At 71.4% G+C, this 25,174-nt stretch carries 15 protein-coding genes; 5 read left to right on the top strand and 10 right to left on the bottom strand.

Annotation, left to right across the window (positions count from 1 at the left end; genetic code table 11):
* Nucleotides 1-122 precede the first annotated feature (122 nt).
* The 7 genes from pulA to ACF06X_RS03695 all read right to left on the bottom strand — a co-directional run bounded on the left by pulA (nt 123) and on the right by ACF06X_RS03695 (nt 13,419).
* Nucleotides 123-5,507, bottom strand: a complete 5,385-nt coding sequence (gene pulA / locus ACF06X_RS03725; RefSeq protein ID WP_392285530.1) for a pullulanase-type alpha-1,6-glucosidase — start codon at nt 5,505-5,507, stop codon at nt 123-125.
* 68 nt (nt 5,508-5,575) lie between these two features.
* Nucleotides 5,576-7,276 (bottom strand): carbohydrate-binding module family 20 domain-containing protein, encoded by a 1,701-nt coding sequence (locus tag ACF06X_RS03720; RefSeq protein ID WP_392285529.1) that lies wholly within the window; start codon nt 7,274-7,276, stop codon nt 5,576-5,578.
* Nucleotides 7,277-7,436: 160 nt separating this feature from the next.
* A complete protein-coding gene (locus ACF06X_RS03715) occupies nt 7,437-8,498 on the bottom strand; it encodes a LacI family DNA-binding transcriptional regulator (protein ID WP_392285528.1) in 1,062 nt (353 codons plus the stop codon).
* Nucleotides 8,486-10,153 (bottom strand): glycoside hydrolase family 13 protein, encoded by a 1,668-nt coding sequence (locus tag ACF06X_RS03710; RefSeq protein WP_392285527.1) that lies wholly within the window; start codon nt 10,151-10,153, stop codon nt 8,486-8,488. The genes ACF06X_RS03715 and ACF06X_RS03710 overlap by 13 nt, the downstream gene beginning before the upstream one ends.
* A 97-nt stretch (nt 10,154-10,250) precedes the next feature.
* On the bottom strand, nt 10,251-11,117 hold the full coding sequence (locus ACF06X_RS03705) for a sugar ABC transporter permease (protein WP_392285963.1): 867 nt from the start codon (nt 11,115-11,117) through the stop codon (nt 10,251-10,253).
* Nucleotides 11,111-12,124, bottom strand: coding sequence for a carbohydrate ABC transporter permease (locus tag ACF06X_RS03700; protein WP_392285526.1), 1,014 nt, complete (start codon nt 12,122-12,124; stop codon nt 11,111-11,113). Before ACF06X_RS03700 ends, ACF06X_RS03705 begins: the two co-directional genes overlap by 7 nt.
* Nucleotides 12,125-12,144: 20 nt before the next feature.
* The gene (locus tag ACF06X_RS03695) at nt 12,145-13,419 is read right to left on the bottom strand and encodes an extracellular solute-binding protein (protein ID WP_392285525.1); all 1,275 of its coding nucleotides are present in this window, start codon (nt 13,417-13,419) and stop codon (nt 12,145-12,147) included.
* A 335-nt stretch (nt 13,420-13,754) separates the two neighbouring features.
* On the opposite strand from ACF06X_RS03695, the gene ACF06X_RS03690 reads away from it, so the two are divergent.
* The 3 genes from ACF06X_RS03690 to ACF06X_RS03680 all read left to right on the top strand — a co-directional run bounded on the left by ACF06X_RS03690 (nt 13,755) and on the right by ACF06X_RS03680 (nt 17,663).
* The gene (locus ACF06X_RS03690) at nt 13,755-15,503 is read left to right on the top strand and encodes a glycoside hydrolase family 13 protein (RefSeq protein WP_392285524.1); all 1,749 of its coding nucleotides are present in this window, start codon (nt 13,755-13,757) and stop codon (nt 15,501-15,503) included.
* 25 nt (nt 15,504-15,528) lie between these two features.
* On the top strand, nt 15,529-16,557 hold the full coding sequence (locus ACF06X_RS03685) for a LacI family DNA-binding transcriptional regulator (RefSeq protein WP_392285523.1): 1,029 nt from the start codon (nt 15,529-15,531) through the stop codon (nt 16,555-16,557).
* A gap of 161 nt (nt 16,558-16,718) precedes the next feature.
* Nucleotides 16,719-17,663: a phosphatase PAP2 family protein gene (locus ACF06X_RS03680; RefSeq protein ID WP_392285522.1), complete on the top strand. Its 945-nt coding sequence runs from the start codon at nt 16,719-16,721 to the stop codon at nt 17,661-17,663.
* On the opposite strand, the gene ACF06X_RS03675 is transcribed toward ACF06X_RS03680, so the two are convergent.
* Both ACF06X_RS03675 and ACF06X_RS03670 read right to left on the bottom strand, forming a co-directional pair.
* Nucleotides 17,647-19,218, bottom strand: a complete 1,572-nt coding sequence (locus ACF06X_RS03675; RefSeq protein ID WP_392285521.1) for an amidohydrolase — start codon at nt 19,216-19,218, stop codon at nt 17,647-17,649. The genes ACF06X_RS03680 and ACF06X_RS03675 overlap by 17 nt on opposite strands.
* The gene (locus tag ACF06X_RS03670; RefSeq protein WP_392285520.1) at nt 19,128-20,723 is read right to left on the bottom strand and encodes an APC family permease; all 1,596 of its coding nucleotides are present in this window, start codon (nt 20,721-20,723) and stop codon (nt 19,128-19,130) included. The genes ACF06X_RS03675 and ACF06X_RS03670 overlap by 91 nt, the downstream gene beginning before the upstream one ends.
* A gap of 103 nt (nt 20,724-20,826) precedes the next feature.
* On the opposite strand from ACF06X_RS03670, the gene ACF06X_RS03665 reads away from it, so the two are divergent.
* A complete protein-coding gene (locus tag ACF06X_RS03665; protein ID WP_392285519.1) occupies nt 20,827-21,432 on the top strand; it encodes a TetR/AcrR family transcriptional regulator in 606 nt (201 codons plus the stop codon).
* A gap of 35 nt (nt 21,433-21,467) precedes the next feature.
* Here ACF06X_RS03665 and ACF06X_RS03660 read toward each other — a convergent pair whose 3' ends face one another.
* The gene (locus ACF06X_RS03660) at nt 21,468-24,470 is read right to left on the bottom strand and encodes a bifunctional [glutamine synthetase] adenylyltransferase/[glutamine synthetase]-adenylyl-L-tyrosine phosphorylase (RefSeq protein ID WP_392285518.1); all 3,003 of its coding nucleotides are present in this window, start codon (nt 24,468-24,470) and stop codon (nt 21,468-21,470) included.
* A gap of 201 nt (nt 24,471-24,671) precedes the next feature.
* Between ACF06X_RS03660 and ACF06X_RS03655 the strand changes: the two genes are divergently transcribed.
* Complete coding sequence (locus tag ACF06X_RS03655) at nt 24,672-25,172, top strand: pyridoxamine 5'-phosphate oxidase family protein (RefSeq protein ID WP_392285517.1); 501 nt, start codon at nt 24,672-24,674, stop codon at nt 25,170-25,172.
* Nucleotides 25,173-25,174: the final 2 nt, after the last annotated feature.

Genomic DNA, 25,174 nt, shown 5'->3' with positions numbered 1-25,174 from the left:
GCCATGACGACACAAGTGGCCTTCCGGCAGGCGGACGACCGGGATCTCGACGCGCTGGTGGGGCTGTCCGGCGGGGCCGGCCGGTCTCCCGGGCCGGCCCCGCGCGTGCGGTCGGGGCGCGGTCAGCGTGCGGTGAAGACCGCCACCGTGCGGGCCGGGACCGTGAAGGTGCCCGACTCCGTCTCGTAGGAGGCGGACTTGACGGTGGTGTCGGCGCCGGTGGCCTGGACCGGGTGGAGGGTGTAGCCCTTTCCGGCCAGGGCGGTGACCTTCTGGGTCTGCCGGTCGGGGGTGGCGTTGAAGACCACGACCAGGTCGCCGAGGCGCATGGTGATCACGCCCGGGGTCTCGCCGGTCCCGGAGAGCGGGAAGGACAGGGCGCCCTGGACCTGTCCGGCGGTGGCGAGGGAGAAGACCGGCTCGGTGGTACGGATCTTCTGCAGGTCCCGGTAGGCGGCCGAGGCGCCGTCGATCTGCTCGCAGCCGACCGTGGGAGCCGACGAGGCCAGCAGGGGCTTGGCGTAGGACCACTTGGACCTGTTGTCTGCCGCCGGCGGCAGGCCGCGGCCGAAGCCGTTGCCGTCCCGGCAGTCCCAGTGGATGGCGTTGAACCAGTCGCCGCTGTCGTACGAGTTGCGGTCCAGGGACTTGGAGCGCAGCAGGTCCGAGCCGGCCTGGGAGAGCGCGGGGCCCTGCGAGAGGGTGGCCGTCGCCATGGCGAGGACCTGCATGCGCGCCCGGTCGGCGGCCGGGGTGGTCGCCGGCAGCTTGAAGGCGAGCGCGTCGTAGAGGGTCTCGTTGTCGTGGGCGTCGGCGTAGGCGAGGGCGTCGCCGGGGGCGGCGGCGTAGCCGGCCGGGGCGCCGTTGTAGTCGACCTGGGAGCCCTTGACCGTACGGCCCGAGGTGTCGGTGAAGGAGTAGTCGGCGAGGTTGCCGCTCAGCCCCACCTTGATCAGGTCCTGGTAGTGGAGCAGGCGGGCCTTCTGCTGCGCGGGGGTGCCGTTGGCGGTCGAGGAGTTGGGGTCGGTGAACAGTCCGGAGGCGAAGCCCTGGACGCCGGGGTCGTCGTCGAAGGGGCCGCCGCCGCGGACGGCGTCGCGGGCCCGGTCGGAGAAGGTGGCGATGCCGGTTCCGGCCATGTTCTTCTGGGTGGCCTGGACGAAGCGGGCGTCGTCGGCGATCTCGCCGAAGTTCCAGCCCTCGCCGTAGAGGACGATCGCCTTTCCGTCGACGCCGTCCTTCTCGACGGTCAGGGCGTCCAGGGCCTTGCGGACGGCGAGGATGTTGTCCTTCGGGTGGTGGCCCATGAGGTCGAAGCGGAAGCCGTCGACCTTGTACTGCCTGGCCCAGGTGACGACCGAGTCGACGACGAGCTTGCCCATCATGGCGTTCTCGGGCGCGGTGTTGGCACAGCAGGTGGAGGTGGCGACGGAGCCGTCGGCCTGGAGCCGCTGGTAGTAGCCGGGGACGATCCGGTCGAGGACCGACTTCTCCGACTGTCCGGCGGCCACCGTGTGGTTGTAGACGACGTCCATGACGGTGCGCAGTCCCGCACCGTTGAGGGAGGCGACCATCTGCCGGAACTCGACGGTGCGGCGGGTGCCTTCGGGGTCGGTGGCGTAGGAGCCCTCGGGGACGGTGTAGTGCAGTGGGTCGTAGCCCCAGTTGTAGGCGTCCTTGGCCGCGGCGGCGGCCACGCAGGCCTGCTGCTCCTCGGAGTCGGGGGCGTAGACCTTGAGGTCGCAGGCGGGGGTGGTCTGCTCGGACTTCTTCTCGGGGATGGTGCCGATGTCGAAGGCGGGCAGGAGGTGGACGTAGGAGGTGCCGGAGTCGGCCAGCGCCTTCAGGTGGCGCGAGCCCTTGCTGCCGGTGTCCGTGAAGGCGAGGTAGGTGCCCTTGTGGTCGGCCTTGGCCGTCGGGTCGGCGATCGAGAAGTCGCGGATGTGCAACTCCTGGATCTGGGCGTCGCGCAGCGGCACGGCGGCCGGCTTCTTCAGCCCGGTCCAGCCCTGGGGGGCGAGCTTCGGGTCGGCGAGGTCGACGACGAGGCTGTGGGTGGAGTCGGTGGTCAGGGCGGTGGCGTAGGGGTCGGTGACCTTGTTGGTGACGACCTGCCGGACGCTGGGGGCCCAGACCTTCACCACGTACCGGTACGGCTTTCCGGTCCACGCGCGCGTGCCGGTGACCGACCAGACGCCGGAGGCGGCGTCACGGCGCATGGGGACGGCCCTGCCGTCGAGTTCGAGGTGGACGGACTGGGCGGTGGGGGCCCACAGGGAGAGGGTCGGGCGGCCGTCGCGGAAGACCGGGCCGAGGGCGGCCGTGGTGGCCTTCGGCGCGTAGAGGTCGTCGAGGACGCCGGCGAGCTGGACTCCGGTGGCGGTGAGGACCGCGCCGTTCGCCGCGTACTGGGCGGCGACGAGCTGGCCTCTGAGGGCTTCGCGGACGCGGTCGCGGTCGCGCGGGTCGACGGTGAAGGCGCCGTAGGACTTCAGGTGGGGGAAGGCGGCCTTCTGGGCGTCGGTCAGCTCGGTCCGGTTCAGGCGGAGCACCTGGCGGTCGCCGGTGAGGGTGCCGTCCTGGACGGTGAGGGAGCCGTCGCGTGAGGTGAGGAGCGCGTGGGAGGCGGCGGTGTCGTCGCCGTTCCAGGCGAGGGTGGTCTCGTCGATCCAGACGGCCTGGGACTTGGTCAGGTCGAGCGCCGCGCCGCTGCCCTTGGGCTGCGGCAGGAGGTACTTCTCCTGGCCGCCGAGCATCCAGACCTCGTGGCCGTTCGCCTTGAGGTCGAGGGACTGGTCGGTGGGCAGGTCCTTCTCGTCGCCCTTGTGGAGGATGTAGCTGAGGGAGGTCGCGCCGGGTGCGAGCGGGACTTCGTAGACCGCTCCGTAGGCGTCGGTACGGACCGGCTCCAGCGGCTTGGACCAGTCGGTCGGGTTCGCGGCGCCGGTCCAGGTGTGCAGGCCCCAGCCCGCGTAGTTCCCGTCGGCCCGCTTGTAGTGGAGGACGGCCTTCGTCGTGTCCTGGGGCGGGTAGGCGCCTGCGGGCGCCGCGTTCAGGACGGTCGGGCTGCCCTGCTCGATCCAGACCTCGCCGGTCTTGGAGAGGTCGATGGCGCGGTCGGCGTCGGTGTCCTTGACGCCGTCCTTGTTCACGGCGATGAAGCCGACCGAGGACGCGCCGGGCTTGAGCTTGACGTAGGCGAAGGCGCCGTAGGCGTCACGGCCGGTGAAGGGCTTGCCCGCGGGCCAGGTGGTGGATTCGCCGTCGGCGATGTCGCCCCAGGTGTAGAGGCCCCAGTCGTCGTAGTTCCCGTCCGCGCGCTTGTAGTGGACGATCGCGTAGTCGCGCTGGGTGGCGGTCGGGGGCTGTTCGACGGCGGGGGCGCCGCTGGTGGTCGCGGCGGTGGCGCTCGCCGTGCGGCCGGTGCTGTCGACGACGACGGCCTTGTAGCGCAGGGCGGTGCCGGCGGGTGCGGTGACCTTCTGGGTGACCTTGTAGGGGGCGTGGTCGGCGGTGCCGAGGACCTGCCACTTCCCGCTGCCGGTCTGGGCGGCGAAGACGACCCGGTTGAGCGCGCCGCCGTCGACGCCGGCGGAGATCTCGACGGTGCCGGTGGCACCGGCGGCCGGAGCCTTCAGCGTGATCGTCGGCGCCGTGGCGGGCGGGGCGAGCGGCTCGGCGGCCTTGAGGACGAGGGAGCCGAGGGCGGGGACGGTGACCTTGATCTTCGTGTCGGCGCCGCTGGAGACGCGGGCGGCGCCGCCGTGGATCGCGGTGAACTCCGTGTGCGCGGCGGAGCCGGTCGGGATCTCGACGGTCTTCGGCTCGGTGGAGCTGTTCACGGCGACGACGTACTCGACGGGCCGGGTCTTCGTACGGGCGTCGGTACGGGAGAAGGCGTAGACCGAGCCCTCGGCGTACCGCTGCTCCTGGACGCCGTCGCGCAGCGCCGGGTTCTTCCGGGTGAGTTCGGCGAGGGCCGCGATCTGCCGGTAGAGGGGGTGCGCGGTGTCGTACGCGTCGTCCGCGTGGGTGCGGTCGGTGCCGAGCTGGTCGTCGTCCAGGTAGTCGGCGGTCTGCGAGCCGAACAGCGTCTGGCGGGCGTCCTTGTCGCCGCCCGGTCCGGTGAAGCCCTGCTCGTCGCCGTAGTAGACGACGGGGTTGCCGCGGCTGAGGAACATCAGCTCGTTGGCGAGCCGGTAGCGCCTCAGCAGCTCGGCGTCGTCGGCCTTCGGGTTGTCCTGCTTGAGGAAGGCGCCGAAGCGGCCCATGTCGTGGTTGCCGAGGAAGGGCACCGACTCATAGGCGTTGGCCTTGTCGGTGGTGTAGCGGTAGTCCTGGGCGAAGAGGTGGGCCAGCTTGTCGGCGGAGCCGTTCTGGGAGGCGAAGGAGCGGGCCGCGTCCTGGAAGGGGAAGTCGAGGGTGGCGTCCAGGCGGCCCTCGGTCACGTACGGCGCGGTGATCGCGGGGTCGGCGGAGTAGACCTCGCCGAACATGAAGAAGTCGTCGCGGCCGCGGCGTGCGGCGTACTCGTCGAGGGCCGTGGCCCACTGGGTCCAGAACTCGGTGTTGACGTGCTTGACGGTGTCGATGCGGAAGCCGTCGATGTCGAAGTCGCGCACCCAGCGCTGGTAGATCTTCTCCATGCCCTCGACGACCTCGGGACGCTCGGTCCACAGGTCGTCCAGGCCGACGAAGTCGCCGTTCGTGGAGGACTCGCCGGCGAAGGTGGAGTCGCCCCGGTTGTGGTACATCGTGGGGTCGTTGAGCCAGGAGGGAACCTTGAGGTTCCTCTTGTCGGGGGCCACCACGGGCGTCCGGGGGAAGGAGTCCTTGTCGACGCGCGGGAAGCGCTGGGACCCGTCGGCATAGTCGGCGTCGTCGAACGGGACGCCGTCCTTCGTGAGGTAGGGGAAGGCGCCCTTGGAGAGATAGCCGTAGGACTTCTCCTCGTAGTCGACGACGTCGGCGGTGTGGTTGGTGATGACGTCGAAGAAGACCTTCATGCCCTTGGCGTGGGCCTGGTCGATCAGCTTCTCCAGGTCGGCGTTGGTGCCGAAGTGCGGGTCGACCTGGGTGAAGTCGGTGATCCAGTAGCCGTGGTAGCCGGCGCTCGCGTCCTTGCCGGCGCCCTGCACGGGCTGGTTCTTGAAGATCGGCGCCATCCAGAGGGCGGTGGTGCCGAGGCCCTTGATGTAGTCGAGCTTCTTCGTCAGGCCCTTGAGGTCGCCGCCCTGGTAGAAGCCCTTGTCGGTGGGGTCGAAGCCGGTCTCCAGGCGGGTGCCGGTGAGGCCGCCGCGGTCGTTGCGGGTGTCTCCGTTGGCGAACCGGTCGGGCAGGACGAAGTAGAACTGCTCCCGTGTGAGGTCGTGCCGCGCGGGCTGCGCGGCGAGCGCCCTGTCGGAGGGCGGGGGCGGCGGCGGGGGCGCGGCGGCCGCGGGCAGGGCCGGCACGAGGGCCGCGCACAGGGCGGTGGCCACGGCGGCCGCCGTTCTCTTGCGTATCACGAGGGTTCTCCCTGGAGGTACGGGAAGGAGGGCCGCCCCCGGCGGGGCGGCCCTGGTGAGAAGGGGTGTCAGGTGCGGAAGGTGTCGTTCAGGACGATCTGGCCGGAGGCGGGGACCGTGGCTGTGCGGTTGGCGCCCGATTCCCAGGTGACGTTTCCGGCCGCGTCCTTGCGGAGGTACTTGTACTCGAAGGTCGTGCCGGCGGGCAGGGACACGTCCAGCTTCCAGACGGGGTAGGCCGCCGGGTCGAGCTTGGGCGCGGAGGCCGGGTTCCAGTTGCCGAGGGCCGCCTGGTTGCCGGTGACGTAGATGTTCTGGCCGGTGACGGTGGTGGCCTGGACGTTGAAGGAGGCGCCGGTGCTCGCGGGCGGCGTGGGAGTCGTACCGCCGCCGCAGGTCTTGGCGTTGACGTGCAGGGCGACGGCCGTGTTCGAGGCGAGCGTCGCCGTGAACTGGCCGGCCGAGTTCACCGTGACGCCGGTGTTGCGCTGTACGTCGCAGTAGGTGCCGGCGGGCAGCCCCGTCTGGAAGGTGCGGGTCAGCGCGGTGCCTTCGTGGTTGATCGCCACGTACGCCTTGGCGCCCCGGCCGAACGCGATCGCGTTGTTGCCGTTGTCCCACCAGTTGGTGACGGAGGTGCCCCGGGCCGCGTTGCGGAAGCCGACCATCGAGGCGATCTCACGCCAGGCGTGCTGGCACTTCCAGCCGTCGCTGTAGCAGGCGTTGACCTGTCCGCCGTTCGGCGCGCCCGCGTCCTTGTCGGTCCACTCGTAGCCGGAGTGGACGTCCGGGGAGCCGTAGGGCCAGGCCAGCATGAAGACGGAGGCGAGCGTGTAGGTGGCGCCCGACTTGTAGCTCAGGGTGTCGCCGCCGCGCTCGGTGTCGTGGTTGTCGACGAAGACGCCGGACTTGCCGGAGGACATATACCCCCAGGACTCGCCGAAGTTGCTCAGGTACGCGAGCTTCTCCGAGCCGAAGATCCGCTTGAGGTCCCGTGCGTAGCGGAACTCCTGCACGTCCCCGTTGCCGAGGTACTCGTCGGGAGAGACGGCCTCGCCCGCGCCGAATATCGCCTCCTGCTTCCAGTAGACGCCCGGGTTGGTCAGCCGTGACTTGATGTTCGCGAGGTCGGCGGCCGGGATGTGCTTCGCCGCGTCGACGCGGAAGCCGTCGACGCCGAGCGTGAGCAGGTCGTTCAGGTAGGCGGCGATCCGGCCGCGCACCCAGTTCTCGCCGGTGTCGAGGTCCGGCAGGCCGACGAGCTCGCAGTTCTGGACGTTGGCCCGGTCCTGGTAGTTCGAGATCGTGGCGCGGCAGTCGTCCATGTCGGCGCCCGAATAGAGGCCGGGGTAGTCGTACTTGGAGAAGGAGGTGCCGCCGGTGCCCGTACCGGAGGCGTTCGCCATGTGGTTGATGACGGCGTCGGCGACGACCTTCACACCGGCCGCGTGGCAGGTGTCGACCATGGACTTGAAGGCGGTGCGGTCGCCGAGGGGGCCGGCGATCTTGTAGCTGACGGGCTGGTAGGCGGTCCACCACGTGCTGCCCTGGATGCGCTCCTGGGGCGGTGAGACCTGGACGTAGCCGTAACCGGCCGGGCCGAGCTGCTCGGTGCAGGCCTTCGCCACAGAGGCGAACTTCCACTCGAACATCACCGCGGTGACGTCTTTCTCACCGGGCGGGGCGGCCTGCGCGGGGGCGGGTGCCGTGACGGCCACAGCGGCTCCCGCCACGACGGCGAGTGCAGCGGCCACGGTCTTTCTGGCCATGTTTCCTCCTGGGGAAGGGAGGTGCGGGGGGGGCGAAGCAGGTTCGGCGGGTTCGCAATCTCTTGCTGCAAGAAAGCAGCAAGTGTTTTCGGACGTGACCGTACGAGCACCCCCGGCGCCCGGTCAACCCTTTGGACGCACTCCCGTTACCCGCCGGAAATCAGCGGGTGCGCGGCTGCGCCGTGGAGCCCCGTACCACCAGCTCCGGCTGGAAGACGAACTCCGTGCGCTGCACCGGGTTCCCCTCGATCTCCTCCAGGAGCGCCCCGACCGCCGCCGTCGCCATGGCCTGAACCGGCTGGCGTACGGTCGTCAACGGCGGGTCCGTGAAGGCGATCAGCGGCGAGTCGTCGAAGCCGACCACCGACACGTCGTCGGGCACGTCGAGACCGCGGGCGCGCACCGCGCGGATCGCGCCCAGCGCCATGAGGTCGGAGCCGCAGACGATCCCGGTGCACCCCTGGTCGAGGAGGATGTCGGCCGCCGCGTGCCCGCCCTCGACGCCGAACAATGTGGGCCGCACATACCGTTCGGCCTCCGCCCGCTCCACACCCAGCAGGTCGTGGAGTTCGGCGGCGAAGCCCTCGGCCTTGCGCCGGGAGGGGACGTACCGCGTGGGCCCGATCGCGAGCCCGATCCGCTCGTGGCCCAGCTCGACCAGGTGCCGTACGGCCATCCGCGCCGCCGCCCGGTCGTCGGGCGAGACGAAGTTGGCGTCGACGCGTTCGTTGAAGCCGTTGATGAGGACGAACGGGACGCCCCGCGCGGCCAGCCGGACGTAGCGGCCCGGGTCGGCGGAGGCGTCCGCGTGCAGCCCGGAGAGGAAGACGATGCCGGTGACCCCGCGCTCCTCCAGCTGCTCGACCAGCTCGTCCTCGGTGGCGCCGCCCGGCATCTGGGTGCAGAGCACCGGGGTGTAGCCGTGTCCGGCGAGGACCTGCTCGATGACCTGGGCGAAGGCCGGGAAGATGGGGTTGGTCAACTCGGGCACGACCAGGCCGACCAGGCCCGCGCTGCGGCGTTTGAGCCGTACGGGACGTTCGTAGCCGAGCACGTCGAGCGCGGCGAGGACCTTGTGCCGGGTCCCGCCGGCCACCCCCGCCTTGCCGTTGAGGACACGGCTGACCGTGGCCTCGCTCACCCCCGACTGGGCGGCGATGTCCGCGAGCCGCGGGGCGCCGTTCCCGGCGCCCCGCGGCAGGGGGATCGTCACACCGCCCACCAGACGGTGGTGTCGGCGGGCAGCTCCACGACGCCCTCCCCGTGGGAGACGGGCTCGTTGGAGAGGAGGAACCGGCCGGGCAGCGGGACGGAGATGGCCCGGCCGGTGGTGTTGGCGGTGCAGACGAAGCCGTCGCGGCGGAAGGCGAGGACGCCCTCGGGCGCCTCCATCCACTCGACGTCTTCGCCGGCACCGAGTTCGGGACGCTCGCGCCGTACGGCGAGCGCGCTGCGGTACAGCTCCAGGGTGGAGCCGGGGTCCCCGGCCTGGGCCTCGACACTGAGCTCGCCCCAGCCGGCGGGCTGCGGCAGCCAGCTGCCGCCGTCGCCGAAGCCGTACGAACCGCCCTCGACGGTCCACGGGATGGGGACCCGGCAGCCGTCGCGGAAGCCGTCCTGGCCGGTGGCGCGGAAGAACGACGGGTCCTGGCGGACCTCGTCGGGCAGGTCGGTGACGTCCGGCAGGCCGAGCTCCTCGCCCTGGTAGACGTAGGCCGAGCCGGGCAGCGCCAGCATCAGCAGGGTCGCGGCCCGGGCCCGGCGCAGACCCAGCTCACGGTCACCGGGGGTGCGCAGCTGGGTGCCGAGACCCGCCGGGTTGGCGAAGCGGGTGGCGTGCCGGGTGACGTCGTGGTTCGAGAGCACCCACGTCGTCGGGGCGCCGACCGGGCGCATCGCGGCCAGCGAGGCGTCGATGACCCGGCGCAGCTCCGCCGCGTCCCAATGGGTGCCGAGGTACTGGAAGTTGAACGCCTGGTGCATTTCGTCGGGGCGCACGTAGTTCGCGGTGCGCTCGACGGTGGGGGTCCACGCCTCGGCGACGAGGACGCGCTCGCCGTCGTACTCGCTCAGCACCTGGCGCCAGGAGCGGTATATCTCGTGGACGCCGTCCTGGTCGAAGAAGGGCATGACGTCGTTGCCGAGCAGCTTGAGCTGGTCGTGGGCGCCGATGTCGGGCAGGCCCTCGGCCTTGACCAGACCGTGGGCGACGTCGACCCGGAAGCCGTCGACGCCCATGTCGAGCCAGAAGCGCAGGATGGAGCGGAACTCGTCGCGTACGGCCGGGTGGTCCCAGTTGAAGTCGGGCTGCTCGGGCGCGAAGAGGTGGAGGTACCACTCACCGGGGGTGCCGTCCGGCTCCGTGACGCGGGTCCAGGCGGGGCCGCCGAAGATGGACTCCCAGTCGTTCGGGGGCAGTTCGCCGTCCGCGCCCTTTCCCGTACGGAAGTGGTAGCGCTCGCGCAGCGGCGAGCCGGGGCCCTCGCGCAGCGCGCGCTGGAACCACTCGTGCTGGTCGGAGGAGTGGTTGGGGACCAGGTCGACGATGATCCGCAGGCCCAGCTCGTGCGCCTCGCGGATCAGCGCGTCGGCGTCGAGGAGGGAGCCGAACATCGGGTCGATGGCCCGGTAGTCGGCGACGTCGTAACCGGCGTCGGCCTGCGGGGAGGCGTAGAAGGGGGAGAGCCAGACGGCGTCGACGCCCAGCTCCTTCAGGTACGGCAGCCGGCCGCGGATGCCCTCCAGGTCGCCCATGCCGTCGCCGTTTCCGTCGGCGAAGCTGCGCGGGTAGACCTGGTAGATCACCGCGTCTCTCCACCAGCCCGTGTGCGTGCCGGTGGTCGGGGCGGCGGCGGGGGCAGCGAGGTGCTGGGTCATGACTTCCCTGGGAGGTAAGGGGTGGGAGCGGCGCGGCTCCGCCGTCCGACACGGGGACGGAGCCGGGCGCCGTTCTTCGTATGGGTGCGAGTGGTGCTCAGCCCTTGACGGCGCCGGCGGACATGCCGGTCACCAGGTGCCGCTGGGCGAAGAGGAAGACCAGGGCGGCCGGGATGGCGATGAGCACGGAGGCCGCGGACATCGGGCCCCACTGGGCGCCGTACTGGTTGACGAACTTCTGCAGACCGCCCGCGAGCGTGAGGTTCTCGTCGCCGACCATGAAGGCGGAGGCGTAGGCGACCTCGCCCCAGGCGGTGATGAAGGAGTAGAACGCGGTCACCGCGATGCCGGGCTTGGCGAGCGGAAGGATCAGCCGCCAGAAGGTGCCGAACGGGTTGAGGCCGTCGACGTAACCCGACTCGTCGATCTCGCGCGGGATGGTGTCGAAGAAGCCCTTCATCATCCAGGCGCAGAACGGGACGGCGATGGTCAGGTACGTGATGACCAGGCCGGCCGACTTATTGAGCAGCCCCAGCGACGACATGATGTTGTAGATCGGCACGATCAGGACGGCGACCGGGAACATCTGGGTGATCAGCAGCGTCCACATCAGTCCGCGCTTGCCGGGGAAGCGGAAGCGGCTGACGGCGTAGCCGGTGGTGGAGGCGATGAAGACGCCGAGGAGCGTGGTGAGGCCCGCGACGAGCAGCGAGTTGCCGAACCAGGTGAGGAACTCGGTGTTCTCCAGCAGGTCGACGTAGTTCGCGAGCGTCGTCTCCTTGAAGAAGTCGGTGGTGGTCGCGTACGCGGCCGGCTTCAGCGAGGTGAGCAGGACCCACAGCACCGGGAAGACGGCGATCACGGAGGCCGTGATCAGGGTGAGGTGCAGCCCGACCGAGGCGAGCGGCGAACGACGGCCGCGGGTCGGGGTGTTCGTGGCGGTGGTCTGTGCGGTGGTCACCAGACTTCTCCCTGCTTGCGGAGGACTCGCCGGTAGATCGCGGCGAAGACCATCAGGAGGACCAGGATCAGCACGCCCCAGGTGGACGACTGGGCGAAGTCACGGGGGCTGATCTCGAAGGAGAACTTGTACGCCTGGGTGACCAGGATCTGGGTGGCCTCACCGGGTCCGCCCCGGGTGAGCAGGAAGATCACCGGGAACATGTTGAAGGTCCAGATGGTGCTCAGCAGGATCACGGTGGTGGACACCGACCGGAGCCCGGGCAGGGTGATGTTCCGGAAGCGCTGCCAGGCGTTCGCGCCGTCCATCTCGGCGGCCTCGTACAGCTCGCCGGGGATGGACTGCAGTCCGCCGAGGAGGGCGACCATCATGAACGGGATGCCGAGCCAGACGTTGACGGCGATGACCGAGAACTTGGCCCACGTGGGGTCGTTGAGCCACGGCACGGCGTCGATGCCGCCGCCGGCGAGGATCTGGTTGAGCAGCCCGTTGTCCTGGTTGTAGAGGAAGCGCCAGGCGAAGACGGAGACGAAGCCGGGCACCGCCCAGGGCAGGATCAGCAGCATCCGGTAGAAGGAGCGGCCGGCGATCCTGCGGTTGAGGATGTTGGCGAGGGCCAGGCCGAGGCCGAAGGTCACCGAGACACAGGACACCGTCCACACCAGCGTCCAGCCGAGCGTGCCGAGGAACTGGCTTCCGGTGAGCGCGTCGACGTAGTTGTCCAGGCCCACGAACTCGTACGTCGCGGGGATCTGGTTGACCCCGATGCTCCGCTCGACGTTCCGCTCGTTCGCGTCGGTGAGCGAGAGGTAGATCCCGCGCACCAGCGGGTAGCCGATGATCACGCCGATCACGACCACCACCGGAGCGACCATCGCCCAGGCGTACCAGTGTGTGGAGAGGGAACGGCGCGCGCGTCCCCCGGAGGTGCCAGTACCGCGGCGCCGGCCGCGGGCGACGCTGTCGCCCGCGGCCTTCGCCACCGACTGGCTGCTGGTGTCCACAGCCATCAGCCGGCCTGCCTTCCTTGTTACTTCCAGTCCTTCAGGAGCTTGCGGTAGGCGTCACCCGTGGCCTTGGCTCCCTTGTCCGGGGTGGTCTGACCGGTGAGGACCTTGGTGTACTCGGTGACCAGCGGGGCGAAGAGGCTGCCGGTCTCCGGGATCCAGGGGCGCTCGACGGCCTTGTCGACGACCGGCTTGAAGAAGCCGATCATCTCGTTGCTCGCCACCTCGGGCTTGATGTAGACGGACTCACGCGTCGGGAGCAGGCTCAGCTCGGCGGCGACCTTGGCCTGCGTCTCGGCGGAGGTCATGTACTCGGCGAAGGCGTACGAGGCGTTCAGGTTCTTGGAGCCCGCGTAGACGGCGAGGTTGTGACCGCCCTGCGGGGCGCCCTGACCGGCGGAGCCGGCCGGCACCGGGGCGATGCCGAGGTTCGCCTTGTCGGTGAACTCCTTGCCCGCGTAGGTGTCGGAGACGGCCCACGGGCCGTTGATCATCATGGCGACCTTGCCTTCCTTGAAGGCGGTCTGCATGTTGTTCCAGCCGTCGGTGGCGTCGGTCTTCGCGGCGCCGGAGTCGACCAGGTCCTTGACGGTGGTCAGGGCCTTCACACCGGCGGCGTTGTCGACGGTGACGGTCTTGCTGTCCGCGTCGACCAGGTCGCCGCCCTCGCCGTAGAGGAAGGAGAGGAACCAGTAGGCGTCGTCGCCGCGGAGGTAGAGACCGGTCTTGCCGGTCTTCTCCTTGATCTTGGCGGAGACGGTCTTCAGCTCACCGACGGTCTTGGGGACCTCGACACCGGCCTCCTTGAAGATCTTCTTGTTGTAGAAGATGCCCATGGAGTCGATGACCTGCGGCACGGCGTAGGTCTTGCCCTGGTACTTCGTGGAGGCGGCGGCCTGCTTGAGGAAGTCGCCCTCGTTCTTCAGCGCCGCGGTGCCGTCCAGCGGGGCGAGGTAGCCCAGGTCGGCGAACTCGGGGGTCCAGGCGACCTCGGAACGGATGACGTCGGGGGCGCCGGAGCCGGACTGCGCGGCGTTCTTGAACTTGTTCTGCGCCTCACCGAACGGCACGTTCACGTACTTGACGGTGACCTTGGGGTGCTTCTTGGTGAAGTCCTCGGCGATCTTCTTGAAGACCTTGTCCTCGGAACCGACGGTGGACGTGTCCCACCACGTCACGGTGCCGGAGAGCTCGCCCGAGCTCGTCGAGCCGCCGTTGTCGCCGCCGTCACTCCCGCACGCCGCCAGGGTCACGCCCAGGGCCGCGACCAGCGCGGTGGCCGCTATGCCACGCCGCATGTGAACTCCTTCAAAGATCCCGGATGAACGAGGGGCGAAGACCTTCCTCATGCGACCGCTCCCTCGCGGCGCGCCGGGTTGCCAGGAACGTAACAGGGATGAAAACGAGCCGAAAGAGCTTGCGAGAAATTTCTGCAAGGTCCGGTGATCGTTACATCCGCGTGTCCCGAAGGTTGCCGACGAGTCGCTTGACAGTGCGGCGGGAGGCGCTCTTGCGGGGCTCGGGAGAGGCTGCAAGCCTTTGCGTCATCGCTTGCAGGACCGTTTCATGACCGGCCTGACCTCGTTGTCAGTACGACGACCAGCACTCGGAACATGCGAGAGGGACACCGCACATGGCCCACGAGCTCACCTCCACGCCGCCGACCGCCGCCCTTGCAAGTCCTTGCGACAGCTTCGCCGGCTCCGTGGGGGGCTGGTGGCGGGACGCCGTCATCTACCAGGTGTACGTCCGCTCCTTCGCGGACAGCGACGGCGACGGGATCGGGGACCTGCGAGGCGCCCGGGAGCGGCTCGCACATGTGGCCGGGCTCGGCGCGGACGCGGTGTGGCTGACGCCGTTCTACGCCTCCCCGCAGGCGGACGGCGGCTACGACGTGGCGGACTACCGGGCCGTCGATCCGGTCTTCGGGGACCTGGCGGACGCCGACGACCTCGTCCGGGCGGCGCACGCGCTCGGCCTGCGGGTGATCGTGGACATCGTCCCCAACCACACCTCGGCCCGGCACCCCTGGTTCGAGGCGGCCCTGGCCGGGGTGGGCCGGGACCGCTACGTCTTCCGCCCCGGGCGCGGCCCCGGCGGCGCCGAACCCCCCAACGACTGGGAGTCCGTCTTCGGCGGACCCGCCTGGACCCGGGTCGGGGACGGCACCTGGTACCTCCACCTCTTCGCGCCCGAGCAGCCGGACCTGAACTGGAAGAACCCGCAGGTGCGGGCCGAGTTCGACTCCGTCCTCCGGTTCTGGCTGGACCTGGGCGTGGACGGGTTCCGAATCGACGTCGCCCACGGCATGGTCAAAGCCGAAGGGCTGCCCGACATCGGGCACGGGCAGCAGGCGAAGCTGATCGGGACCCAGCGGCTGCCCTTCTTCGACCAGGACGGGGTGCACGAGATCCACCGCCACTGGCGGCGCCTCCTGGAGTCGTACGGCCCCGACCGCATCGGGGTCGCGGAGGCCTGGGCGCCGACGCCGGAGCGTCTCGCCCTCTACGTACGGCCGGACGAGCTGCACCAGGCGTTCAACTTCCAGTTCCTGAACTGCGCCTGGGACGCGACGGCGCTGCGGACGGTCGTCGAGGAGTCGCTGCGGGCGACGGCGTCGGTGGGCGCGCCGACGACCTGGGTGCTCTCCAACCACGACGTGGTCCGGCACACCACGCGGTACGGGGCGGGCGACCCGGTCACCGGCCTGCGGCGGGCCCGGGCGGCGGCGCTCCTCATGCTGGCGCTGCCCGGCTCGGCCTACGTCTACCAGGGCGAGGAGCTCGGCCTGCCGGAGGTCACCGACCTGCCGGACGAGCTGCGCCAGGATCCGGCGTTCCTGCGCGGCGACGGCCAGGACGGGCTACGCGACGGCTGCCGGGTCCCGCTGCCGTGGTCCGCCGAGGGCCCTTCGTACGGCTTCGGCCCGGCAGGCGCCTGGCTGCCGCAGCCCCCGGAGTGGGCGGGCCTGAGCGTGGCGGCCCAGACCGGTGACCCCGCCTCCACGCTGGAGCTGTACCGCGCGGCCCTCCGTATCCGCCGTGAGCATCCGGCCCTGGGCGCGGGCGAGGCGGTCGAGTGGCTGGACACCCCGGACGGCGTCCTCGCCTTCCGCCGCCGCACGGAGGCGGGCGGCGTGCTGGTCGCCCTGAACACGACGGGCGCGGACGTGAGCGTGGAGCTGCCGGTCACGGGCGAGCCCCTGCTGAGCAGCGAGCCGGTCGCGGGCGCGGCGGCGACGCACGGACACCACGACAGCGCGGCGGCCGCCGGGGCCGTACTGCCCTCTCCCGCCGGGGAGTTCGACCCCGAGGCTCCTGGAGACGCCGCCAAGTCCGGGGTCCTGCTTCCGGCCGAGTCCTGCGTTTGGTGGGCAATCTGACGTGCGAGCGGTACAGTCCAATCCCATGACCGCGCGGCTTGCCGACATCGCAGCCCAGGCGGGGGTCAGTGAAGCCACAGTCAGCCGCGTGCTCAACGGCAAGCCCGGTGTGGCCGCGGCCACCCGTGAGTCCGTGCTTGCCGCACTCGACGTCCTCGGATACGAGCGGCCCGTACGGCTGCGTCAGCGCAGCGCCGGGCTCGTCGGGCTGATAACCCCCGAACTGGACAACCCGATCTTCCCCGCCCTCGCGCAGGTCATCGGGCAGGCCCTGACCCGTCAGGGCTACACCCCCGTCCTCGCCACCCAGACCCCGGGCGGTTCGACCGAGGACGAGCTGACCGAGATGCTCGTCGACCGGGGGGTCGCCGGGATCATCTTCGTCTCCGGGCTCCACGCCGACACCACCGCCGACATGACGCGCTACGACCGGCTGCGCGGCAAGGGTGTCCCGTACGTCCTCATCAACGGCTTCTCCCCCAAGGTCCAGGCGCCCTTCGTCTCGCCCGACGACCGGGCCGCGATGCAGCTGGCCGTGACGCACCTGGCCGCGCTCGGGCACACCCGGATCGGGCTCGCGGTGGGGCCCAAGCGGTTCGTGCCGGTGCTCCGCAAGATCGAGGGGTTCCAGCGGGGCATGCAGGAGCGGCTCGGGCTCTCCCCGGAGGAGTCGGAGAAGCTGATCCAGCACTCCCTCTACACCCTGGAGGGCGGGCAGGCCGCCGCGGGCGCCCTGATCTCCGCCGGCTGCACCGCCGTCGTCTGCGCCAGCGACATGATGGCGCTCGGTGCCATCCGCGCCGCCCGGCAGCAGGGGCTGCACGTCCCGAAGGACGTCTCGGTGGTCGGATTCGACGACTCCCCCCTCATAGCGTTCACCGATCCGCCGCTCACCACCATCCGCCAGCCCGTGCAGGCGATGGGGCAGGCGGCGGTCCGCGCGCTGCTCGAAGAGGTCGGGGGGACGCCGGCCCCGCACAGCGAGTTCGTGTTCATGCCCGAGCTGGTCGTTCGCGGTTCAACCGCTTCCGGGCCGGGCCAGGGCAACCCCTGACGAAGCCCCTGACCAAGCCCCTGACCAAGCCCTGGCAGGGCCCCTCACCGGGACCCTGACCCTCCGCCCTCCGGCCTCGTCCTCAGGGCGGATCACGTGCGGGCCGAACCCGACCGGGGGATGATCGGACGTGGGGCGTGGATCTGGCAGACTCTCCTCCTATGGGTGAAGCGACCGTGAAGAGTTTGGAAGGCCGGACGGCGGCCACCCCGTCACCCATGCAGGACGGTGGCGGAGTGCGGGCCCGCCTGCGAGCGCCGCGCCGTCCAAGGATCTGGTTCGAGATCCTCCTCATCGGCGTCAGCTACTGGACGTACTCGCTCATCCGCAACGCGGTACCGGAGCAGAAGGCCCAGGCGCTACGGAACGCCGACTGGATCTGGCAGGCCGAGGAAAGCCTCGGCCTCGCCTTCGAGCAGTCCGTCAACCACGCGGTCAACTCCGTGACCTGGCTCATCGTGTCGATGAACTACTACTACGCCACCCTGCACTTCATCGTGACGATCGGTGTGCTCGTGTGGCTGTACCGATGGCAGCCGGGCCGTTACGCCGCCTCCCGTACGGTCCTGTTCGCCACCACCGGTGTGGCCCTGGTCGGTTACTACCTGTACCCGCTCGCGCCGCCCCGGCTGATGAACGGCCAGAACTTCGTCGACACGGTCCTGGTGCACCACACCTGGGGCTCGATGGCGTCGGGCAACCTCAAGAACATGTCGAACCAGTACGCGGCGATGCCGTCGATGCACATCGGCTGGTCGCTCTGGTCCGGTCTCATCATCTTCGCCCTGGCCACGGCGCCCTGGGCGCGCATCCTGGGGCTGCTCTACCCGGCCGCGACCCTCGTCGTGATCGTGGCCACCGCCAACCACTTCTGGCTGGACGCGGTGGGCGGCATGATCTGCCTGGCCTTCGGCTTCACGGTCTCCTACTTCTGGTACGGGTCCCTCCCCCAGGGCCTTCCCGCGCTGGTCGGGCCCACCCTGCCGCTCGCGCGGCGCGGTGCGGACAAGGCCGGTCCGCCCCCGTCGGAGTCCGAGGCGGAGGCGGAGACGGAGACGGACCGGGATCCGGCGGCGCCGGCCGAGAAGGTCAGCTCCGGTACGTGATCCGGCCGCCGGCCATGGTGAGCCGGATCGGTGCTGCCTCCGTCTCGTCGGCCGGGGCGGCCACCGGGTCGACCGTGAAGGCGGTGAGGTCGGCGCGCAGGCCGGGGGTGATACGCCCGGCGATCCGCTCCTCTCCCGCCGCGACCGCCGCGTGCGTGGTCATGCCCTCCAGCGCCATCAGGCCGGTCAGGCCGTGCCGGGCCGAGGCGGCGCCGCGCGGCGCCCGGGCGGTGGCGAGGACCTGACGGGCGTCGTGGTGCGCGATGGGCCAGTCCGAGCCGAGCGCCAGATACGCCCCGGCCTCCCGCAGGTCCCGGCAGCGCCAGGCCCGCTCCGCCCGTTCCTCGCCGAGCCGCTTCGACCACTCGTCGGTGTGGTCGGCGCGGGTGTACGCGGTGTGCGGGGGCTGCATCGAGGCGACGACGCCGAGCGCGGCGAACCGGCCGAGCTGACCGTCCGGGACGGTCTCGATGTGCTCGATCCGGTGCCGGGGACCGCCACCCCCGCCGAGGGACTCCACCGTGTCCAGGACGTGGCGGACAGCCGCGTCGCCGATGGCGTGCGTGGCCGTGCCGACCCCGGCCTCGTGGAAGTGGCGTACGGCGGCGGTGTAGGCGGCCGGGTCGGGCCAGAAGGCGTCGGTGCCCTGCCCGTGGCAGTCGGCGTGCTCCAGCCAGGCGGTGCCGCCCTCGACGGTGCCGTCCATGAAGAACTTCACGCCGCCGACCCGCCACAGCCGCCCGGAGCGCTTCTGGAGCCGTACCAGCTCCTCCAGCTCCTCGCGGTCGGCGCCGGGCATGCACCAGGGGGCCAGGCGCAGCCGGAGCGGCAGGTCGCCCTCGGCCTCCAGGGCGGTGAGCAGGCCGGGGACGTCGTGACCGCCGAGGTCCATGACATGCGCGCCGGTGAGCCCGGTGGCCGCCATCGAGGTGAGCAGGTCGACGAGCCGGGCGCTGCGCTCGGCGGGCGGCAGGGCGGGCAGGACCGGGGTCATGAGGTCCATGGCGGCGTGCTCGATCAGGTGCCCGGTGGGGCGGCCCCCGGCGTCGCAGACGATCTCGGAGCGCTGGGCGAAGGCCCGGGGCCCGTCGATGCCCGCCGCGCGCAGGGCCGCGGCGCTGACGAGGACGGAGTGTCCGTCGTAGAGCCGCAGGTGGGCGGGGGCGCCGCCGAGCACGTCCTCGACGAGGTCGTGATGGACGGGCCGGCCGCCGAAGACGTTGTGGTCGAGGCCGAAGCCGATGATCCAGCCGTCCCGGCGCTCGGCGCGGGCGAGGGCCGCGCGCAGTTCGCCGAGGTCGCGCACCGCGGAGAGATCGGTGCCCGTGAACATCTCCAGGCCCCAGACCGGGTGGCTGTGGGCGTCGGTGAGTCCGGGGGTGAGGGTGGCGCCGCCGAGGTCGACCGTCTCCGTGCCGGGGCCGCGCCAGGCGCGGGCGTCCGTGTCGTCGCCGACGGCCGCGATCAGTCCGTCGCGGACGGCGACAGCGGTGTGGCCGGTGAGTTCGGGTGCGCGGACGCGGGCGTTGACGAGGACGACGTCGGGTGCGGACACGACGGCTCTTCTCCTTCGGGGGACTCGGTGGATTCGGCGGGGCCGGTGGATTCGGGTTCGGATTCGGGCTCGGGTTCAGGTTCAGCGGCGAAGTTCGCGTAGACCTCGGGGCGCGTGCGGCGCAGCCGGTACGCGAGGAGAAGCCCGATGAGGAAGACGCCGGGGACGAGGGCGACGAGGACGGTGTTGACGGTGCTGGACGCGCCGGTGAAGACATCGATCTTGGAGACGACCAGGACGATGGCACCGGCCAGGAGCACGGCGGCCGCGATCGGCGCGACGACGGTGCGCAGGACGCCCTCGTCGTGCCGGAAGCGGCGGAAGTAGCACGGGATGGCGAGCGCGGCGAGCAGTTGCAGGGCCATGAGGCCGATGCCACCGGGGGTGTTCACCCAGAGCAGCAGCTGGGTGTACGGGTCGGCTTCGGCGACGGCGAAGCCGAGGACGACGACGAGGCCGAGGACGGTCTGGGCGGCGCCCGCGACGTACGGGGAGCGGTGGCGGTGGTGGACCTTGCCGAAGACCGGGGGCAGGACGCCCTCCTCCGCCAGGGCGAGGCCGTAGCGGTTGATCGCGTTGTGGAAGGCGAGGAGGGAGGCGAGGACGCTGGTGACGATGAAGATGTGCATCAGGTCGGCCGCCCAGGCGCCGACGTAGGTGGTGATGGCGGCGAAGAAGAGTCCGCCGGTGTCGCCGGCGGCGGCCTCGACGACCTTGTCGTCGCCGAAGGCCTGGATGACGGTCCAGACGACGAAGGCGTAGAAGAGGCCGAGGAAGCAGACGGCTATGTAGGTGGCGCGCGGGATGGTGCGGGCGGGGTTTCGGGCCTCGCGCCGGTAGATGACCGTGGACTCGAAGCCGGTGAAGGCGGTGAACGCGAAGGCGAGGACGGCGGCGCTGCCGGGGACCAGGACGTTGCCGGGCGTGAAGGAGGCCAGGGAGAGGCCGTCCGCGCCGCCCTCGATCAGCACGCCGCCGGCGAGCAGGACGAGGATGCCGGTCTCGGCGACGAGCAGGACGCCGAGGACCTTGGCGCCGAAGTCGATGGAGCGGAAGCCGCCGTACCAGATGAGCAGGAGGCCGGCGAGGGAGACGGGGAGCCAGGGGATGTCGACGCCCCACAGGGCGTGTGTGGTGTCGGCGGTCGCGGTGCCCAGCAGGCCGTAGACACCGATCTCCATGCCGTTGTAGCCGAGCATGGCGAGGAGGGCGGCGGCGATGCCGACGGGCTTGCCGAGGCCGCGGGTGATGTACGCGTAGAACGCGCCGCCGCTCTTGACGTGGCGGCTCATGGTGGTGAATCCGACGGCGAAGATCGCCAGCGTGATGCCGGCGAGGAGGTAGCCGGCCGGGGCGCCGATGCCGCCGAGGACGATGGCGATCGGGGCGACGCCGGCCATCACGGTGAGCGGGGCGGCGGCGGAGACGACGAAGAAGGAGATGTCGGCGGTGGAGAGTGTGCCGGTTCTCAGCCCCTTGGGCGCGTCGGAGGCAGGTGAGGACATGGGTGGGGAAGCCCTTCCACGGCAGGAAACCTAAAGGCTTTCGGTTGCGGCAATGTAGCCTCCGACACGGCGTACGGGAAGACCTCACAGAGAGAGCGGAGACATGGGACGGCCGCGGATCCCCTTGCTGGACCGGCAGCGCATCACCACGACGGCGCTCGAAATCGTCGACGAGCAGGGGGAGTTCAGCGTCCCGCAGATCGCCAGGCGGCTCGGCGTGCAGACCGGCTCGCTGTATCACCACGTGGACGGCCGGGGCGGTGTCGTCGAGCTGATGCGCGAGCGGGTCTGCGACGCGATCGACGGCGACACCCTGGACCTGGAGCCCTGGGACGCGGCGATGGCGGCGTGGGCGCGCTCCTACCGCTCGGCCTTCGCCGCGCACCCCCGGGTGATCCCGATGCTGATGACCTCGCCGGTACGGGCTCCGAAGGTGCTCGCCCAGTACGAGCGGGCCGTCCTGCGGCTCCTCGCGGCCGGGTTCGGGAACGCCGAGGTCATGACCGTGCTCGTGGCCCTGGAGAACCTCGTCCTCGGCTCGGCGCTCGACCTGGCGGCGCCGGAGCCGATGTGGGAGCTGCCGGACGAGACGACGACCCCGCGCCTGGCCGAGGCGCTGGCGGCGGTCGGCCCCACGCGGGCGGACGCCGCGTTCGACCTGGCGCTCGAGGCGTTCCTCGCGTACTGCCGGGGGCTGCTGGACGACTGAGGGCTCTCCGGGACCCGGCTTTCCAGCAGGAGGTCTCAGGAGCCGTAGAAGAGGTCGTCCACGACCGCTCGGGCCCGGCGGGTGATCCGGCGGTAGTCGTCGACCATCTCGCCGACGCGGCCGGGCCCGTACCCGAGATAGCGCCCGACGGCGGCCAGCTCGCGGCCGTCGGAGGGGAAGGTGTCCCCGGGCCGGCCCCGTACCAGCATCACCGCGTTGCGGACGCGGGTCGCCAGGACCCAGGCGTCGTCCAGAGTCTGGGCCTCGTCCGTGGCGATCAGCCCGGCCGCGTGGGCGGCGGCCAGGGCCTCGCGGGTCCTGGTCGTGCGCAGGCCCGGCTCGGCCCAGCCGTGGCGCATCTGGAGCAGCTGGACCGTCCACTCCACGTCGCTCAGTCCGCCCCGGCCCAGCTTGGTGTGGAGGGTCGGGTCGGCGCCGCGCGGCAGGCGCTCGGTCTCCATCCGGGCCTTCAGGCGGCGGATCTCGCGGACCGCCTCCTCGCCGAGGCCCTCGGCCGGGTAACGCAGCGGGGCGACGAGTTCGATGAACCGCCGACCCAGATCGGCGTCCCCCGCCATGTGTTCGGCGCGCAGCAGCGCCTGGCTCTCCCAGACCAGGGACCAGCGGCGGTAGTAGGCCTCGTACGACCCCAGCGTACGGACCAGGGGGCCGCTCTTGCCCTCCGGGCGCAGATCGGCGTCGATCATCAACGGCGGGTCGGCCGTGGGCACTTGGAGCAGTCGCCGCATCTCGGCGACGACGCGGTTCGCGGCCCGGGCCGCCTCCTGCTCGTCGACGCCCTCGCGCGGCTCGTGCACGAACAGGACGTCCGCGTCGGAGCCGTACCCCAGCTCGTGCCCGCCGAAGCGGCCCATGCCGATGACCGCGAACCGGGTCGGCAGCGTGTCGCCCCAGTCTGCGCGCACGGCGGCGCGCAACGCGCCCGCGATCGTGGCCGCGTTGAGGGCCGTGAGGGCCCGGCCCACCCGGTCGACCAGCGCGCCCGGGTCGAGCTCGCGGGGGCTGTCCTCCGTACCGTACGAGCCGATGATGTCGGCCGCCGCCGTACGGAACAGCTCACGGCGCCGGACGCCGCGGGCCGCCGCGACCGCCTGCTCGGCGCCGTCTGCGCGGCCCACCGCCGCGAGGATCTCCTGCTCCAGATGGTCGCGGCCGCGCGGTTCGAGACCCTCCGGGGCGCCGAGGATGGCGACCGCCTCGGGGGCGCGCAGCAGCAGGTCGGGGGCGAGGCGGCCGGCGGAGAGGACGCGGGCGAGGTTCTCCGCCGCCGCGCCCTCGTCGCGCAGCAGCCGCAAATACCAGGGGGTCTTGCCGAGCGCGTCGGACACCTTGCGGAAGCCGAGCAGCCCGGCGTCCGGGTCGGCGGAGTCGGCGAACCAGCCGAGCAGCACCGGCAGCAGCGTCCGCTGGATCGCGGCCTTCCGGGTGACCCCGGAGGCGAGCGCCTCCAGGTGGCGCAGGGCGGCGACGGGATCGGCGTAACCGAGCGCTTCGAGCCGCTGCCCGGCGGCCTTGGGGCTGAGCCGGGTCTCGCCGGGGGTGAGCTGCGCGACGGCGTCGAGCAGCGGCCGGTAGAAGATCTTCTCGTGCAGTCGGCGGACGACGGAGGCGTGCCGCTTCCACTCCCTGTTGAGCTCGGCGACCGGATCGGTGCGCAGGCCGAGCGAGCGGCCGAGGCGGCGCAGATCGCTCTCGTCCTCGGGGACGAGGTGGGTGCGGCGCAGCCGGTAGAGCTGGATGCGGTGCTCCATGGCGCGCAGGAAGCGGTACGCCTCGTCGAGCTGGGCGGCGTCGACGCGGCCGACGTAGCCACCGGCGGCGAGCGACCTGAGGGCGTCGAGGGTGGTGCCGCTGTGCAGGGTGGCATCGCTCCTGCCGTGCACCAACTGCAGGAGCTGTACGGCGAATTCGACGTCGCGCAGCCCGCCGGGGCCGAGCTTGAGCTCCCGCTCGACCTGGGCGGCCGGGATGTTGTCGACGACCCGGCGGCGCATCTTCTGGACGTCGGGGACGAAGTTCTCGCGCTCGGCGGCCTGCCAGACCAGCGGGGAGACGGCGTCGATGTAGTCGGCGCCCAGCTGCGGATCCCCGGCCACGGCCCGTGCCTTGAGCAGGGCCTGGAACTCCCAGGTCTTGGCCCAGCGCTGGTAGTAGGCGAGATGGGAGGAGAGCGTGCGCACCAACGGCCCGTTGCGGCCCTCCGGGCGGAGGTTTGCGTCGACGGGCCAGATCGTGCCCTCGACGGTGGTCTCCGAGCAAATCCGCATGAGGTGGGAGGCGAGGCGGGTCGCGGCCTGGAGCGCCTTGCCCTCGTCCCCGTCCCGGCCGACGGCCTCTTCGGCCGGCTCGGCGACGAAGATGACGTCCACGTCGGAGACGTAGTTGAGCTCGTGGCCGCCGCACTTGCCCATGGCGATGACGGCGAGCCGGCACTGCGCGGCGTCGTCGGGGGCCGCGCGGCGGGCGATGGCGAGGGCGGCGCGCAGGGTGGCGGTGGCGAGGTCGGCGAGTTCGGCGGCGGCCTGGGCGACATCGGTGGTGCCGCAGACGTCCCTGGCGGCTATGGCGAGGAGGCAGCGGCGGTAGGCGACCCGCAGCGAGATCGGGTCGGTGGCGTCCGCGAGGCCGCGCTCGAACTCGGCGACCCCGGGGTGCAGGTCGGCCGCCTCGTACGTGACGAGGGCCTGCCAGTCCTTGGGGTGCCGGGCCAGGTGGTCGGCGAGCGCCTCGGAGGCGCCGAGGACCCCGAGGAGCCGGTCGCGGAAGGGCTTGGCGGCGAGGAGCGTGCCGGTGAGGGCCTGGCGCTCGGCCTCGGGCTGGGCCTCGACCAGCCGGACCAGGCCGCGCAGGGCGAGGTCGGGGTCGGCCGTGGCGCCGAGCGCGTCGAGGAGCATGGAGTCGCCGCGCAGCGCGGTCAGCTCGGGGACGGCGAGCAGCCGCTCGGCGGCGGACGGATCGGTGAACCCGTGCCGCAGCAGCCGCGAGAAGGTACTGCTCCTGCGCCCGGGCCCCGTCATTCCGCCGCTCCCTCCACCGTTCCCTCCGCCGTCCACGTTCCGCGATCGAGCCTATCCGGAGCGGCTGACAGGGTCGCCTCGGGGAGCCGCGGGCCGTCGGTCCCGGCGCGCCGGGACCGATGAGTCCCGGCCCCGGGCGGAGTCTGTCCTGATATCGACACCTCCCGCCTCGAGTGTCGACACCTGACGAGAGGAGCCGTCATGCCCACCGAGACCGCGCTGGATCCCCGCTACAGCGATCCGGAGGCCGCTGCCGCCAACTGGTCGGAGGCCGTCGCCCGGCTCGCCGCGGCCGAGGTCTTCTGGCTGACCACCGTCCGCCCGGACGGCCGCCCGCACGTCACGCCCCTGGTCGCGATCTGGTCGGACGGCGCGCTGCACTTCTGCACCGGGCCTGACGAGCGCAAGGCGCGCAACCTGGCGGCGAACCGGCGGGTGGCGCTCACCACGGGCACGAACCGGCTCTCCGAGGGCTTCGACCTGGTCGTCGAGGGCGAGGCCGTTCAGGTGACCGACGAGGAGCGGCTGCGGGCGCTGGCGGACGCCTACGTGGAGAAGTACGGAGAGGTTTGGCGTTTCGAGGTGCGCGACGGCGCGTTCGTGGGCGACGGTGGGACCGCCCTGGTGTTCGCGGTGGCACCCCGTACGGCGTTCGGGTTCGCCAAAGGCGAGCGCTTCGGCCAGACCCGCTGGCGTTTCTGAGG

The organism is Streptomyces sp. NPDC015346, assembly GCF_043078785.1.
Taxonomy (GTDB): domain Bacteria; phylum Actinomycetota; class Actinomycetes; order Streptomycetales; family Streptomycetaceae; genus Streptomyces.
This window is presented reverse-complemented; position numbering and strand designations above follow the sequence as displayed.

Bases quoted from the DNA above. Each gene is read 5' to 3' on its own strand.
- ACF06X_RS03720 (WP_392285529.1), bottom strand. From the start codon at position 7,276: ATGGCCAGAAAGACCGTGGCCGCTGCACTCGCCGTCGTGGCGGGAGCC.
- ACF06X_RS03700 (WP_392285526.1), bottom strand. From the start codon at position 12,124: ATGGCTGTGGACACCAGCAGCCAGTCGGTGGCGAAGGCCGCGGGCGAC.
- ACF06X_RS03690 (WP_392285524.1), top strand. From the start codon at position 13,755: ATGGCCCACGAGCTCACCTCCACGCCGCCGACCGCCGCCCTTGCAAGT.
- ACF06X_RS03660 (WP_392285518.1), bottom strand. From the start codon at position 24,470: ATGACGGGGCCCGGGCGCAGGAGCAGTACCTTCTCGCGGCTGCTGCGG.
- ACF06X_RS03710 (WP_392285527.1), bottom strand. From the start codon at position 10,153: ATGACCCAGCACCTCGCTGCCCCCGCCGCCGCCCCGACCACCGGCACG.
- ACF06X_RS03680 (WP_392285522.1), top strand. From the start codon at position 16,719: ATGGGTGAAGCGACCGTGAAGAGTTTGGAAGGCCGGACGGCGGCCACC.
- ACF06X_RS03655 (WP_392285517.1), top strand. From the start codon at position 24,672: ATGCCCACCGAGACCGCGCTGGATCCCCGCTACAGCGATCCGGAGGCC.
- ACF06X_RS03695 (WP_392285525.1), bottom strand. From the start codon at position 13,419: ATGCGGCGTGGCATAGCGGCCACCGCGCTGGTCGCGGCCCTGGGCGTG.
- ACF06X_RS03670 (WP_392285520.1), bottom strand. From the start codon at position 20,723: ATGTCCTCACCTGCCTCCGACGCGCCCAAGGGGCTGAGAACCGGCACA.
- ACF06X_RS03685 (WP_392285523.1), top strand. From the start codon at position 15,529: ATGACCGCGCGGCTTGCCGACATCGCAGCCCAGGCGGGGGTCAGTGAA.
- ACF06X_RS03665 (WP_392285519.1), top strand. From the start codon at position 20,827: ATGGGACGGCCGCGGATCCCCTTGCTGGACCGGCAGCGCATCACCACG.